Below are 14958 nucleotides of genomic sequence, written 5' to 3' on the forward strand. Positions count from 1 at the left end.
GCGCCACCTTCAGGCAGCAAACGAATATCGATTCCATAGTGTTTTAGGGTTAGTTTTGGTTCACGTATTTCGCCTTTTGCTTTTGTTATCACTCACCCTGTTTTCAGGGCAAATACTTGCAACGCAAAATCAGCAATTCTCAGTAGCCCATTACTCATATTCAGAAAAGCTCGATAAGCTAACCCAACACGATTATCACGCAATAAAAGCGCCTTATCGTGCTTGGAATAGTCGTGACTCTTGGAGTCCAGACGGCTACTTTCGACACCTAAAACGTGATTTACTTGGTTTACTCCCTTGTCGCCGCACATCCGGTAACGATGGCGAGTTACCCCTAAATATTACGCCCGACTATCACCTATTGGTCGCGTTCTTATCTCCATCATTATTGGATATTGCGCTCAAAGCGACGCCTTTACCCGATACTGCCGATGTAGTCACACAGACTCGCTCGTACCACCTCGCAGGATGGAAGCAAGCTAATTTACTGTACGTGTTTACACACAGTCGCGACACTTAGTTCGCACATTGACTGTACTGACACAATATGGAAACCGTCAGTACCAGCCATGGATGATCTCATCTGAAGACTGAATTAACTCGAGATCCTGATTATGAAAAAAATCGCGACTATTGCCACTTTGGCGCTTATCACTTTATTCACAACAACAGTGCAAGCAGCAAAACCAGAAGAAATGAGCAACAGCTCTCTGATGGAGTGTGCCAATGCATCTAACACCCGAACTGCCGTTCCTGAGCACCGTGCAATGTTTCGTCATTACTTAATGGCAGAACGTGGTTACACATTCAGCCAGCTATCTTCGGCAGAGACCGAATTCAAAGCAAAAGGCATGGATGAGACCAAGATAGAACAGCTCTACAAAACTGAGTGTAAAGAAGTAGGCGAATACCTTTACAAGAATGGCTACTGATTCACGCTCAATTCAACTTACGTAGAGAACGAAAAAGGCGCGATCATCGCGCCTTTTTTGCTTTTCGAGCTTCAGGTTTATACGACTATGGCAATTGCGGCGTGGTTTTCGATTTACCCCAAGCCTTACGCACCTTCACCAATACAAAGCTCATAATGGCAATAGTCAGGGTAATCACCGGTGCAGCCATCAACCCCATGGTCACAATCTTGTTAAGCTTCTCTGGAAGTAGAGGCAATAATAAACCTAAACCACAAAGCAGCAGCGTCCATAGAATTGCACTCAACCATGCGAAGTAATGGAACTTACTCACGCGATTAACGCGCAAGCCCATCATTAAAGGCAGCAAAGAGCGAACAACAGGAATAAAACGCGCGCAGAACAATGCAATTAAGCCATGCTTACCAAGTAACATGTCAACTTGCTCCAAGCGTTTTGCTGGCACTGCATTTACCCACCCCTGCACCTTTGGTAAACGGTTTAACCATTTACCTTGTAGGTACGCAGCCCAACTGCCCATTGCCGCACTCACCACGATCACCAACATGATCATCACTGGGTCTAGTACGCCCACCGCCGCTAAAGTGCCAGAAAGCACAACAACACTGTCACAAGGGAAAGGTGCCGCGGGAATAAAACCACTCTCGAGAAAAATAAGCGCCCCCACTACAAAGTAGATAAGCCCTGCACTACCTGGTGCCATCAGTGCAGTAAAGTCTTGGTGCCACAAAGCAAACAGCACCTGCGTAATTGAATCAAACATAACAAACTCCTAAACATCACAATCAAATTTCGAAAATTAATGAATAGGAATTCCCGCGCATGAATAAAGCGATAGATCAGGTTGGACTCTTGCCCTGCCCCCAGCCGATATTGGGAGTGCGAATAAAAAATTTGAATAACAGGCAACGCTACGTCAGTAAACTCGCGTTTATTGAAATCCTGCACGTCATTTAGCCAACGTGCAGGCAGCACATCGAAATCGTCCGATTCTGGCGATGTATTGGAATGGTTAACGCGGAGTGCGTTGCGGCTTAATAAACTCGCAGCGACTTTACGTGAAGGAGAAAACGGGGCTTTCTCTAGATGTGCCTCACCATCGATCAATGAAGAGGTGTAACTGACAGCGTAGGAGATTTTTGGTGACGGTGAAGCCTGACTCAACCCAAAAGCCATCAGCGCAACAAAGAGTCCTAATACACAGACTAAGTAAGCACGCACAGAATTCACCTAAACCACAACGATACGCTGTTGTAACTCCGTGCGTGCAAATTTGCAATTCAAATTCTTAATCGATAATAAAAAGAGCGTTTTGCAAATGATTATTGGCGCAATTAGACGATAATCTAACCTTGAATTTACTCTTTGCCGTAAGGGTAGTTTTCAAACATTTTCGTGATTTCTTCCGAAATCAACTCTTCGCGTTTTTCAGTACTCATAGACTCGGTGAGTTTACGACTAGAAACCCCCTTCCACACCACTTGATTGGCTTTAGTATCGACAAGCTCAACGACTAATTTGCCGTACTTCTTCTCCTTATAACGCTCTGGACTGGACGTCACCACACCAAAGCTGTTCCAACCGTAACCTACACTAAAGCTTGAACCAGAAGACACTATCTCCGACTCCTTGATGATGTCGTGGTGCACGTACAGATCCCCCCCGCTTTTCACGCGCGACAATCCTTTGGATTCCAGTTGAGCCGCCAACCCTTGCTCAATGCGACGAGCATCCAAACTGGTTGGGGTGTCTGATTGTTCACCGAAATCAAACGTCTTGTAGGATGAGAAATCCGCTTGCTTGTCGACATCGGTCGTTACCGTGGTACAAGCGACCAGCGAGATAGCAAACAGCGTTGCCAATAAACCTTTCCACATACTCTTTCTCCTCTCTATCACGCCGGTCTCTCTCGGCAAGTTGTGGTATTTAATCTTACGAACCTGAGAAAATATTGAATCATTTCAACATTTAGTCTTGACCATGAATGCCAAGTGTTCAAATTCAAGACGCAATAGAGAGTAAGAACAGAGTAAAACACTGGTTGAGAAAGAAAGTGAAATCGTATTCAGAGCGACATATCGCCAACAGCACTGTGCGCTTTTTGAACGAATCGGTATTTATTTACTCACTAAGCAACTTATTGAGCAAAAAAGACTTTTCTTTTGCACTCAATCTGGCATATTGAATGAGTCCTATCGATGCGCGGGCATCGTATAATGGCTATTACCTCAGCCTTCCAAGCTGATGATGCGGGTTCGATTCCCGCTGCCCGCTCCAAGCTTTCTCCTTAAGCTAACTTCTTAATCAGTCCCCTAAAATATCCTTTAAATTCGTACTTCATTGCTATCATGCTGTGGCTGTAATCGGTCTCTGTATTTGCTACCTCTAACCGCAGGCATAAAAAAGCCCCTGCAGAGTGCAGGGGCGCGTCTTCGTTATTATGTTCCCCATATCTTTGGGGTTAATCCAACTGAAGTGTCGTGAACGTGTCGTTTTTCAGCCCGCCACCAGCGCGTTTCTTCATGGTGACCTCAACCGATCGCTTCCCTTCATTGACGCGATAACGTATTGCTTGGGCGAAGTATTTGTCATTTCGCTTCAAGTCTCTAGCATCAATCTTTAACGTACGATTCTGACGATTCACCGTGCAGCGGTAATCCCAATCGTTTTTGCCATTTTTCAAAGCCAGCAAAATACGTTGACCCGATGTTCCCGCGGATTTAATCCCGCGAGGCTGCTTATCAATAGCCAGTGCCAAGCCTGCTTTACACAACTGCTCTGCATTAAAAGCAGGCGTTGCATTTGCGTACCCAGAGCTGAGCATAGCGGCGGTCATCGTTATGATTGAGAAAACTCGATTAAATGTCATCGTCCGTTCCTTAAAACTTACAAAACACCGTACGCATTAAAACAATATCACCGAGCACTGTCAAGAGTTAACGGTACGACGTTTAGTTAATCATTCAGAACCGTTACTCAATCGTATCAGACGGTGGAGCAAACAAGCACCGCCAACGCTGACGCCAAGACAAATTGGGACGAGTCACCTCTTTGAACATGTCTTTCCATTCCGCGAACGTCACAGTAATAGGATTAAAGCTGTTAACGGGTTTTGAGATGCCATAACGGACGGTTTCTACTTCTGGCTCGAATGTTCCAAACATGCGATCCCAGATGATCAGCACGCCAGCGTAATTTTTATCAATGTATTGACGATTCACTCCATGATGCACGCGGTGGTGGGATGGTGTATTGAAGACCCACTCCAAAGGTCCAAGGGAACGAATTGACTGAGTATGAACAAAGAATTGCAGACCAAGGTTGAGCAGCACAACAAACACCACCCATTTAGGATCAAAACCAATAATGACCAGTGGTAACCAGAATAACCACATACCCGCTAATGGGTACATTAGGCTTTGACGAAATGCGGTACTGAAGTTCATACGCTCTGAACTGTGGTGCACCACGTGCGCTGCCCACATCCAACGGATACGATGGCTTGCTCGATGGAACCAGTAATAGAAGAAATCTTGCAATACCATGAGTAAGAGGAAAGTAGAAACCGTCATCTCGATATCAAACAAGCGCCAACCAAACCACCACAAATACAGTTTAGCGATCAGCAGCCCTGTTAAGATATCTGTCGCTTGATGAAGCCCAGCCAACACAAAGTTACACACGACTTCTGGCAAGTAATATCGCGCACTCTCAGGTAATCGACCACCACGCTGCCCAAAGCAATATTCTGCCGCAATACAAAGAAAGAATATTGGCGCGAGCAACATCAACAATAAATCAGGATGTTCCGTAATCTGTGACCATTCCATAGTCCGTTCCTACCATTTCGCGTAATGATCTTCGGTGAGTCCCATCACCTCATCGAGTTCGTGTTTATTGCCATTGTCATCAATCAAATAGCCCGAAAAGTAACCGACAAACTGACGAAAGTTACTCTTCAAAAGCCAAAAGTTCTTTTTCTCTGATCGTTGATTTTTAGGCTTGAAGATCAAGTCGATGCGCTTGTCTTGTGAGGTAATTCGCCATGACGCTTCTTGATGCATGCGAGAAAACTCGAATTGCACAGGCGGCATCAAGTGGCGTTCTCCATCAATCCAAATGACGTTTTCACAGTACCCAGTTTCATTCACACCAGCCGCAAGGTTCAGTCCTATCCGTTTGCCTTCCCTTTGGTGATTGATGCTCGCCCATCGCCAACTGGTCTCTCTGCGCATATAGCCGGCAGAGAAGTCATACCCAGCAACTGCGTTGGTTAAATCTTGTGGTTGCCCTTTCACGCTCATTTCACCTTGAACAGCGAGTGCGTTGTGTTTTTGGGTGTAGGTCCAACCGGAATACGCGGTTGGTGTGCAGAGCATCAAAGGCAAGCTTTCTGACTCAGGTTTTAATCTAAAGTCAGCTTGAATAAGGTCTGTTGAAAGCTGTATACGCCAGAGTCCATTTTCAATGTTGAACCGGATGGCGTCATTAGCGAGATAGGCTTGGCTGTTCCAACTAGAAGGCTGTGTTTGATAGCCCATGTTAAGCGGCTTTAGCCACTGCTGCTCAACAAGTTCATGGGTTTCCGTATCGAACACATAGCAAAAGCCAGACGCCAAATAGCGAATATCGGCAATCGCGACGCCAATGATGTATTTATCTGTCACGATCGAGACGAACTGGAACTGCTTATAGTCGAATCGCTTACGCCAACTCGATGCAGGCTGATCCATCTCATTAAGATACTGAAACGCATCCAGCTGAAGCGATTCGGGAATCGATGCTAAATGACCCAATTGGGGTAATCCATTCGCTTGAATAAAGGGATTCAAAGGTGTTTGCACATCCATGCTCGCTATTAATCAATGACACACTATTCGATATTAACATTAATTTAACAACGTACAGTTTGCGCCACTGCACAAGATTGGCCCACATATCGGCGTTAAATGAAAGGAAACGTGAGACCAGTCACCCATATTCAAACTATCAAACGGTTAATTAGAGCTTTAACTTGGGTTTAATAGCAGGCAAGAGTGCCTGCCTTCGGAAAGCTTTTAATGAATCACTCTTCTAATCCAATAACTCTGTCACGACATCAGTCTTCACGGAGTTGGCAATAAAGCAGTTTTCATGTGCCATGTGATGCATTTTTTCTAACTGTTCACGCGTCGGTTGTTTGTCTCCAGAAAAGACAATGTTTGGCCTAAGCGTTACTTTTGAAACCCACTCTTTGCCATTTTCTCCTGCAGTCAGCTCGCCCACCGCTTCATCAACGTAGGAATCAATCACATAACGACGCTTAGCAGCAATAGAGAGAAAGACCAGCATATGACAGCTTGAAAGTGCCGCAATAAACGCTTCTTCTGGGTCCACATTCTCTGCTACTGATAAAGGCAGCGGGACAACATGAGGAGATGGTGAAGCAGGAACACAAAGCCCGCCGTCGAACTGCCAAACGTGCGCTCGGCTGTATTGATTATCACTGAAGATTTCGTCGGTTTGACGCTGCCACTTAATCACTGCGGTGTGTTGACTCATTGCAATTCCCTGCCCTGTCGTCGCGTCCCCAAAAGGAGAAGATGCCAAAAGAGAACTAAGTAAACCACAGTCCGTCGCATACTCCCACCCACAAGGTAGCAAATACAGCTCTCGCGCAACTAAATCACTTGATTTGAATCCGCTTGACGCGTCCGACATCGGTCAATCAAGCGTTGCCCTTGGTGTACGTTAACTTGCAATCGGTTAATCAGTTTCTGCAGTTGCTCAATATCAGGTATCTGTTTGTTCTTCACTTGAGTTTCGATTTCTAGAGCCTGATTCGCTAGCGTATCTAATCCAAGATTCAACGCCATCCCTTTAGTGGTGTGCAAGGTGCTATAAAGTGGCGCTAAGTCTTCAGCCATGAAATACTCAATTAACTCATCAACCGACTTTTCGAAGTCGTTCACAATGGTTTCAAGCAAATCTAAACGTGCATCAGGATCTTCTTTCAGCACTTCTAACATCTCTGATTGAGTTAACTCCTCTTCCGTGAGCCTCAGCTTCTCAATCGGTTCACGGTGCAACTCAATCACGTTTTCAGTCTGCTCTAATACTTCATAATTCTGGACAGGTAAACGAGAAGAGAACTGCTTGAGCGCATCAGAAAAACTCTCACGCTGCAGCGGCTTAGTCAGGACATGGTCTGCCCCCACTTCAATGAAGTTGTCGTGCGCTTCTCTAAATACATCGGCAGTATAGGCAAACAATACGGTGTTGATACCAAGCCTTTCACGAATAAAGCGCGTCGCCTCAACCCCACTCATCTCTGGCATATGATTGTCCATCAATATCAAGTCATATTGGTGTTCTTGTGCTTTCTTAATCGCAATCAAACCATTTTCGGCAATCTCAACCGTGTGTCCTAACTTCTCACAAAAGCCTTTCGCCACAATCGCGTTCACTCGATTGTCTTCCGCAAGGAGAATGTGAAGATTACGTTTACTCTCCCGTTGTTGTTTAACTGCGGTGTTTTGTGTTGTTGGCATTTCTTTCTCTATCCAAGGAATAGGAAGCTCCACTACAAACTGAGTCCCAATGCTCTCAACACTTTTGAGTTTAATCTCTCCACTCATCAATTCCGTGAGCTTTTTGACAATCGCAAGACCAAGCCCGGTTCCGCCAAACTTACGCGTGGTAGAAGTATCAGCCTGTTCAAACGAGTTAAAAATACAACCTTGCTTATCTCCCGGAATACCGATACCAGTATCATTGACTGAGATAAGAAGACATCGCTTTTGCTCATCAAGCTCAGTCCGAATCAATACGTGCCCATCGCCAGTAAACTTCACCGCATTGCCTGCGAGATTAAACAAGATCTGGCGGACACGGGCACAATCCCCCTTAAACTCGATAGTGTCAGGCACTTCATTTTCGACATAAAGCTGGATATTTTTCTCTTCAACAAGCGGCTGAATCGCGCTACAAACGGGAGTTAACACTTGCAACAAATTAAAAGGTGCCGCTTCTAAATCCAGTCTATTCTCTTCCACTTTAGAAAAATCCAATATGTCATTGAGAATCGTCATCAGGTGCTGGCCGGAGTCCAAGATTATTTTCACATGTTCTTTGGTTGTTTTTTCTTGAGTTTCATTGGCAATGATTTGTGAGATCCCCAATACCCCATTCATTGGTGTTCTTAACTCATGGCTCATGGTCGCTAAAAATTGTGACTTCGCTTTGGCTGCGCGCTCCGCTTTCTCTGTCGCTTCTATTAACTCGTCATTGAGATGTTTGAGCTTATTCACACGATGTTGAGTTTGCAGCACAAACGCCGTCACTAATAAGATAATGGACAGGAGAACAAACAGCCACGTCAGCCTGGATTCACGTTGCGCGATTTCAAGTAACTGATGCTCAGAATACTCAACAAACTCAAAGTAATGGCCTTCTAGAATCCTGTTGGTAAGCAACTCTATCTTGCGCTCGCTTTGACGCAGTCTATTCAAAAATAATGAGATACTCTGGCTCTGGGGGTTATCGCCTTGTAACGCTGCATTGGTTAAAAAGTCAAAATAATGCTCTTCCAACCATATATCATCGGTTTGGGCACTAAATTGGTCTTTGTAAATGTTATGTAATGTGAGTAATTCGTATTGATTAGCAACCTGGACACCAATTAGCATGTCTAACGATTGAGTCGCATCTCTAACTTTGCCATCAAACTGAACAACGATACTTTGTGCACGTAACCTAGTGGACGTGATATCAAACCAAATCGACTGTTTGAAATCAGAAATCAATTGTTCAGAAGCAAGCTCTAGCTCAACTAAACTATGCGTGATTTCATAATTCCTCCGCTCTCGGATCGAGTAGGGATTAACCACGCTATCCCGAGCCTCTATCAAATGGTGACCAATCTCAGAAAGCGATGTGTATACCGCTTGAGTATTTCTTGAATTAACATGAGTCATGCACGCCAGAACCGCCATCACGGTAATAATGACGAACAAGGCGGCGTTAGCTAAGCGAAATTTATTCATTTTCAAACACCTCCAAAATTGCAGGCCTTGGGGAACTTAACGTCATGAGGAAGGCTTCGATATCTGCCACTTTGTCGTCGCTCATCGTTACCCCCAACTGGACCTGTGACATAATTTGAATAGCATCCGATAGTTTATCAACTTGCCCATTGTGAAAATAAGGCCCGGTTTGCCCCACATTTCGCAAGCTTGCCACACGAAAATAGAATTTATCCTCTCCATCAGAGGTTCTTAAATGTCGCCCCGTATCAAATTTTTTTTCTCGCGTTTGAAAATAACTAAACTGCTGAATCATTGACCCGCCAATATTCCGCCCTTGGTGGCACTGAACACAGCCCACTTGCTGAAAGGCCGTCCACCCTCTTATTGACTGTTCATTCATAGCGTCCGTATCACCGCGTAAATACGCATCAAATGGAGAGCTTGGCGTCTGGAGCCCTTTAACAAACTCCACAATTGCAAGCTTAATGTTGGTCACATTAATGCGTTTATCCGCTTGCCCAAATAGAGATTTATATAACGAATTAGCTTGAACATACTTTTCTATCTCTTCCCAATTAGAATCCATTTCTAAAGGGTTTTGGACAGGTCCGTCGATTTGAGCCATCAACGAATTTGCTGTGCCATCCCACAGGAACCGATAATTTAAAGCCGCGTTAAAAACGGAGATTGAATTACGAGTGCCAACGCCATGTACTCCAGTAGAAACTTGCGTCTGTTCTGCACCATTAGTGGATAGGTTATGGCAGGTTTCACAACTGATCTTGCCATTCGATGACAGTTTTGGGTCCCTGAATAAATGCCAGCCAACACGAGCCAGTTGAAAGTCAACCTTGGGATCGCCTTCGAGAGGAGGAACTAAGCTGGTATTGATTTTTGTATTTTGTACTCCTGCTAAAGTTGAAGCACTAAAACTCATTAATAAACATCCATATAACACTTTAGTAGTAAGCTTTATCTTCATAGCTGGGATTTCCTTACCCGACCTCTTAATATGAACTTAGTTGCTTTCTAGCTTTTTTCCATTACCTCCTATTTAGATATTGAATCCCCGCTCATAAGTCATTGATTATTCTGGTCTCGATCTCGTTTAATTCACTCACTTGAATATCAAACATCACTTGTCGAAAAGACAAACATCCTTGATTGGCGAATAACGGTGAAAAGCTATACGATTCCGCCCCCTTTTTTGACTCGCGCCCTACTTGGAAAAATAAAACCTTGAAACTGTTTGCCTCAATCGCAGCATTGCTTATCACTCTCTCTTTCAGTGCTTTAGCGGAAGATTTCCTAAGCAAGAATGACCGATTGTTTCTCGACAACCAAAAGAGCTTAAAGGTTGGCGTTCTTGCAGGTGATTGGCTCCCCTATTGGGGAAACTTAGAATCAAAAGAAGGCATTAACATCGAGTATGCAGAAAGCATGTTGCACGATCTGCACATTGACGCCGAGTATGTTCCCTACTCCAGCCTCGACACCCTATTTAATGGCTTAGAAAACAGCGAGATCGATCTCACCGTTGGATTTGTTGCAACCCAAAAAAGAGCGGAGCGTTTTCTGTTCTCTGAGCCGATTTTTCAGACTTTACGCTTAGTTTGGTTGCGTGACGTTGCTTTGGAAAATACTCCTCTCAGCGAACTCAAGTGGGTTTGCGTCAAGGACTCAAGTGCCTGTGACCAGATTGAAACTCTCGGCTTTGAGCATGTTCATACCGTGCGCAACAGCGTCATGATGACAACGTCGTTAAATACCGGGGCAGCTGACGCAGCAGTTGTAGGCCTGTCTACGCTTAGCTCTTATGGTTTTAAAAATCCTCATGGCGAACTCGCAGGTAAAGTGGTCTATGACAACGCCCTCACGCCTGGCGCTGTCACTATCTTCACGGGGAAAGAATCTCAACAATTGATGGGCATTATCAACAAATACATCAAACACTCTAAAGATTCCAAACACAGCCGTATGCATATTGAAGCGAACATCAACGTGTTGCACAACGAGTTAATGCTGGAGATTTTGGAGCAACAAAATGGCCGACAAACCGTTCGCTATACCATTAAAGACAATGTATACCCACTGTCTTACACAGACCCAAAAACCAAAGAGGTCAAAGGTTATGTGCACGATTTAATGAAGCTGCTCGAACAAAAGAGCATGCTCAAATTTGAGTACATTCATCCTAACGGCAGAGATGTGGATTTAATGCTTCAGGAGCATATTGTTGATGTGCTCCCAACACGAAACATCGCAATCACTGACAAAAAGCGTTTTATTGCGACACGTTCGTTCGGAGTTCTTCAGTATGGGTATATCGAGTCACTGAACAAACAAGCACAAAAAAGCGTCGGTATTTTAGACCGTGCGGGAAATTTCTATCCGCACTTTTTAGGTAACCCCGCGTATGCCTCTTCTCCTGTTTATCGTGATTTTAAAAGCCTTAGTAAGGCATTAGAAGATGGAAAAATCTCCCATGCCTTCGTCAATCAAAATTTGATTGATCACCATTTTTATAAAGGGCAAGGGACGCAGTTTAAAGCAGTGGCACCACCGGACGATATGGAATTGGGGGTGGCATTGGGTATGGAGTTAAGGAAGGACTCTGAGTTTCTACACAGAGTGTTGGATACCGTACTTCAAGTCACCACCAAAGAAGAACTTCAACAGCTCAAAGAACGACATGAAAAAGTAACGGTTAATTACGGTATTGAGAAAGAGATCGTCGTCATTTCAGCATTGGCTGGCGTCTGTATTTTGTTAATTGCGGTGCTGATTTACATCGTTAGAACTGGCCACCTGACTCGTACCATTAAACGCAAAGAATACGAAACTCAGATTCGCCAAAAGCAGAACAAGTGGCTATCGTCTGTACTGGATCAGCTGCCTAATAAGATCTTGATATCTGATGAAAATAATAAGCAGATTCTGGCCAATAAGCCGTTCATCAACATGCTTTCGCGCTGCAATGTAGATAAAGGCATTACAGACCAAGAACGAGAGCAAGTGCTTGATCTTACGAGAGAGTGTGTGAGATCAGACTCAGAAAATACGGAAACATCTTTATGCTCTTTGGGCGACAAGCACTACCGTGTGCGTCAGCAGACCCTACTCCATCCAGAGGAAGGGACTCAATACCGGATGACGGTGTTTGATGACATCAGTGAACTAAAACAGAAAGAGACGGCGTTGAAAGCATCAAACTTGAAAGCAATGCAAGCGATCGAGGCTCGCGAACACTTTCTAGCGGTCGTCAGCCACGAGCTCCGTACCCCAATCGCAGCAATGATGGGATTAATGGAGTTGTTAGAGCAAGATTTAGAACGTAAAGAGAGCAAAGAGTTGTTGAAGAGCGCAATGCAATCAGCAGAGCGATTACAGTTGCAAGTTAATGACATTTTGGATTTCTCAAAAATTGATGCAAACCAACTTCAGTTAGATGTTCACAAAGGCAATGTTTATCAAGAGCTCGGGGCAACACTAAGAAGCTTTGAGAAAATCATCGAACGAAAGTCATTGGCGTTTGAGTTGAACTGGACTCCGACACCTCATGCTTTAGTGGCTTTGGATTGGTTGCGCGTCAACCAAATCATCAACAACCTATTGAGTAATGCGGTGAAGTTCACAGAGGAAGGTAAGGTTATCGTGAGTGTGCATGTCAGCCCAAGCCAACTTGAATTCAAAGTACAAGACACGGGATGCGGGATGAACAATGCTCAGTTAGCCACTCTGTTCCAGCCTTTTGTTCAGGGGGACAAAAGCACCAGTCGCCGTTTCGGAGGCACAGGCCTTGGCATGTCTATCGTCAAAAGCTTGGTCGACATAATGGAAGGCACCATTGAGGTTGACAGCCAAACAGAACAAGGAACAACCATCACAGTACGCTTGCCAATGATCAGTCAACCACTCGATATGACGGCGCTAGTTCCGGTCTATACCGAAGACAAACAAGTTCAGCGATGGTTAAACACATGGCAAGTCACTCTGGATGAGTTTGAAAGCAAGCATCACGTGATCGAGCTTGAACCACATTACTCCAACGTGTATCCCGATTTAATTTTGCAGAAGCTAAACGGTGAAGTGATAACGCAAACCCACTCAGCGCAGACAGCAGAATACCAGTGGGACGGACGCGTGTTAGTCGTCGATGATGATGCGATCAACCGACTATTGTTCAAGCGTCAATTTGAAAAGCTGGGGGTCAATTGCCAGCTTGCTGCAAGTGGCTTAGAAGCGATTGAAGCGCTAGAACAAGCACAAAGCGACAACGAACTGGCACCCTTTAATTTGGTGATTACCGACTGTCACATGCCGGATATGGACGGTTACCAACTGACTCAAGCTCTCAAGGCAACTAAGGTTCTCGCGTCCATTCCTGTCGTGACTTGTACGGCAGAGAATTCACGAAACGTGATTGAAAAAGCAGAACAAAGCGGCATTGAAACCGTGTTGTTTAAGCCATACAGCCTGAGCGAACTGCAAACCTTGTGTGAGCAATACTTATCAAGAGTCATTAACGCAGAGCCTCAAGAGGATTGGCTTGAAGCCTACAGCCATGAAGAGAGACTCGAGATGGCACAAGTGATTTGTGAAGCACTAAGCAATGACATCGCGCTGATTCACTCTGGAGAGGAAAGCCTTAAGTCAGTAGCACACCGAATCAAAGGATCAGCGGCCGCCCTCAACTTAACCCAACTTGGGCATGCGGCAATGCAATGTGAATCTTTGGTAGGTAGCGAACAAGAAGTTCAGGCTCGCACGGCACTTATCAGCGAATTAGAAACCATCGTCAGCACGACACAGCAGTGGCTGAATATGAATGAGAGCAATTAAATGAACGTTTTGATTGTAGAAGATGATCGATTACAAGCAACCAATCTTAAGATTTTGCTCAATCGTCTATTTGAAGGCACGATTACCGTCGTCCATCGAGGCTCAGAAGTCGCGACCGTTTGCGAGGCCCAACCAATCGATGTGATGTTCTGCGATATTGACTTACCAGATATCAATGGGGTGAACCTACTTTCAACCCTTGCAGAAAGCTCACGACCAAAAGGCGTGGTGATTTTGAGTGCGATGACCCAAGACGTGCTCGAAATTACCTACAACATGTGCTTGTCTGCGGGCTACGGGTTTGTTCGCGCATTAACTAAACCCATTTCTAATCAGCAACTCACTCAGATCTTCGGTGAGTTCAAACAATACTTATCGCAAGAACAATTCGTGAGCTTGCCAGTGTTAATGAATGATGACGAAATTGACACCGCCTTCAATGAGGGCGGGTTTATCAATTATTACCAACCACAATACTCAACGTCGGATAACCAACTGATTGGAGTCGAAGCATTAGTACGTTGCCGTCACCCCAAGCACGGCATTATTGCACCTGCACAGTTTATTACTGAGATTCAGGTTCGTAATGAGTTGGATAAACTGTTCTGGATTGTGCTAAAGAACGCGCTTCAAGACATGTCCACACTGAAAGTAAACATCAACTTATCAGTCAACATGAACCAAAAGACGCTCAAGCAACCTATGAGTGAGCGACTATTTGCGTTGTGCGAACAATACCAAATAGCACCTGAACGCATCACGCTTGAACTGACCGAAGACGAAGTGTACGACTGCAGCGTCACGTCGCTAGCCAACCTCGCCAACTTACGTTTAAGAGGCGTTGGCTTAGCCATTGACGACTTTGGAACCGGCTACTCGTCCCTGAGCCAGTTAGCAACGCTGCCTTATACAGAGTTAAAGATTGACCGCCAATTTATCAAAGATGCATTGACCAACTTCAAGAGCCAACAGCTCACTATTTCGAGCCTACACCTAGCAAAGTCACTAGGACTTAAATCGGTGGCAGAAGGTGTAGAAGATGATGAAACATTGGCGTATTTACGCGAACTTGGCGTGGAACTTTACCAAGGATTTGTTCGCTGCCGCCCTATCCCCTTTGAACAATTGGAAACGTTGATCTAATTCGAACGTTGCGGCTGTTTGCTATCAGCCGCAAC

General features: G+C 44.9%; 13 protein-coding genes and 1 tRNA gene. 5 read left to right on the forward strand and 9 right to left on the reverse strand.

Annotation, left to right across the window (positions count from 1 at the left end):
* The first annotated feature begins 112 nt into the window (after window positions 1-112).
* Complete coding sequence (locus KIO97_RS13710) at window positions 113-520, forward strand: hypothetical protein (protein ID WP_080768359.1); 408 nt, start codon at window positions 113-115, stop codon at window positions 518-520.
* A 94-nt stretch (window positions 521-614) separates the two neighbouring features.
* Window positions 615-932, forward strand: coding sequence for a hypothetical protein (locus KIO97_RS13715; RefSeq protein WP_285382999.1), 318 nt, complete (start codon window positions 615-617; stop codon window positions 930-932).
* Window positions 933-1017: 85 nt separating this feature from the next.
* Here KIO97_RS13715 and KIO97_RS13720 read toward each other — a convergent pair whose 3' ends face one another.
* From KIO97_RS13720 to KIO97_RS13730, 3 genes are all read right to left on the reverse strand, one after another.
* Complete coding sequence (locus KIO97_RS13720) at window positions 1018-1695, reverse strand: DedA family protein (protein ID WP_005431873.1); 678 nt, start codon at window positions 1693-1695, stop codon at window positions 1018-1020.
* Complete coding sequence (locus tag KIO97_RS13725; RefSeq protein ID WP_285383001.1) at window positions 1635-2153, reverse strand: hypothetical protein; 519 nt, start codon at window positions 2151-2153, stop codon at window positions 1635-1637. Before KIO97_RS13725 ends, KIO97_RS13720 begins: the two co-directional genes overlap by 61 nt.
* A gap of 137 nt (window positions 2154-2290) precedes the next feature.
* Window positions 2291-2809 carry a DUF4136 domain-containing protein gene (locus KIO97_RS13730; protein WP_285383003.1) on the reverse strand — a complete coding sequence of 173 codons (519 nt, stop codon included), beginning with the start codon at window positions 2807-2809 and terminating at the stop codon, window positions 2291-2293.
* A gap of 325 nt (window positions 2810-3134) precedes the next feature.
* Here KIO97_RS13730 and KIO97_RS13735 point away from each other — a divergent pair.
* Window positions 3135-3209, forward strand: a tRNA-Gly gene (locus tag KIO97_RS13735).
* 184 nt (window positions 3210-3393) lie between these two features.
* On the opposite strand, the gene KIO97_RS13740 is transcribed toward KIO97_RS13735, so the two are convergent.
* The 6 genes from KIO97_RS13740 to KIO97_RS13765 all read right to left on the reverse strand — a co-directional run bounded on the left by KIO97_RS13740 (window position 3394) and on the right by KIO97_RS13765 (window position 9920).
* Window positions 3394-3801, reverse strand: coding sequence for a hypothetical protein (locus tag KIO97_RS13740; protein WP_045403205.1), 408 nt, complete (start codon window positions 3799-3801; stop codon window positions 3394-3396).
* Window positions 3802-3904: 103 nt separating this feature from the next.
* Window positions 3905-4762, reverse strand: a complete 858-nt coding sequence (locus tag KIO97_RS13745) for a sterol desaturase family protein (protein WP_285383006.1) — start codon at window positions 4760-4762, stop codon at window positions 3905-3907.
* Window positions 4763-4771: 9 nt separating this feature from the next.
* A complete protein-coding gene (locus tag KIO97_RS13750) occupies window positions 4772-5782 on the reverse strand; it encodes a DUF2804 domain-containing protein (protein WP_285383007.1) in 1011 nt (336 codons plus the stop codon).
* Window positions 5783-6005: 223 nt separating this feature from the next.
* Entirely contained in the window at window positions 6006-6473 is a 468-nt protein-coding gene (locus KIO97_RS13755) for an OsmC family protein (protein WP_010647090.1), read from the reverse strand.
* A 119-nt stretch (window positions 6474-6592) separates the two neighbouring features.
* Complete coding sequence (locus tag KIO97_RS13760; RefSeq protein WP_285383010.1) at window positions 6593-8956, reverse strand: ATP-binding protein; 2364 nt, start codon at window positions 8954-8956, stop codon at window positions 6593-6595.
* The gene (locus KIO97_RS13765) at window positions 8949-9920 is read right to left on the reverse strand and encodes a cytochrome-c peroxidase (RefSeq protein WP_285383011.1); all 972 of its coding nucleotides are present in this window, start codon (window positions 9918-9920) and stop codon (window positions 8949-8951) included. Before KIO97_RS13765 ends, KIO97_RS13760 begins: the two co-directional genes overlap by 8 nt.
* A 257-nt stretch (window positions 9921-10177) precedes the next feature.
* On the opposite strand from KIO97_RS13765, the gene KIO97_RS13770 reads away from it, so the two are divergent.
* Window positions 10178-13780, forward strand: coding sequence for an ATP-binding protein (locus tag KIO97_RS13770; RefSeq protein ID WP_285383012.1), 3603 nt, complete (start codon window positions 10178-10180; stop codon window positions 13778-13780).
* Entirely contained in the window at window positions 13781-14923 is a 1143-nt protein-coding gene (locus KIO97_RS13775) for an EAL domain-containing protein (protein ID WP_285383014.1), read from the forward strand.
* The last annotated feature ends 35 nt before the right edge of the window (window positions 14924-14958 follow it).

The organism is Vibrio sp. B181a, assembly GCF_030248375.1.
Classification (GTDB): domain Bacteria; phylum Pseudomonadota; class Gammaproteobacteria; order Enterobacterales; family Vibrionaceae; genus Vibrio; species Vibrio campbellii.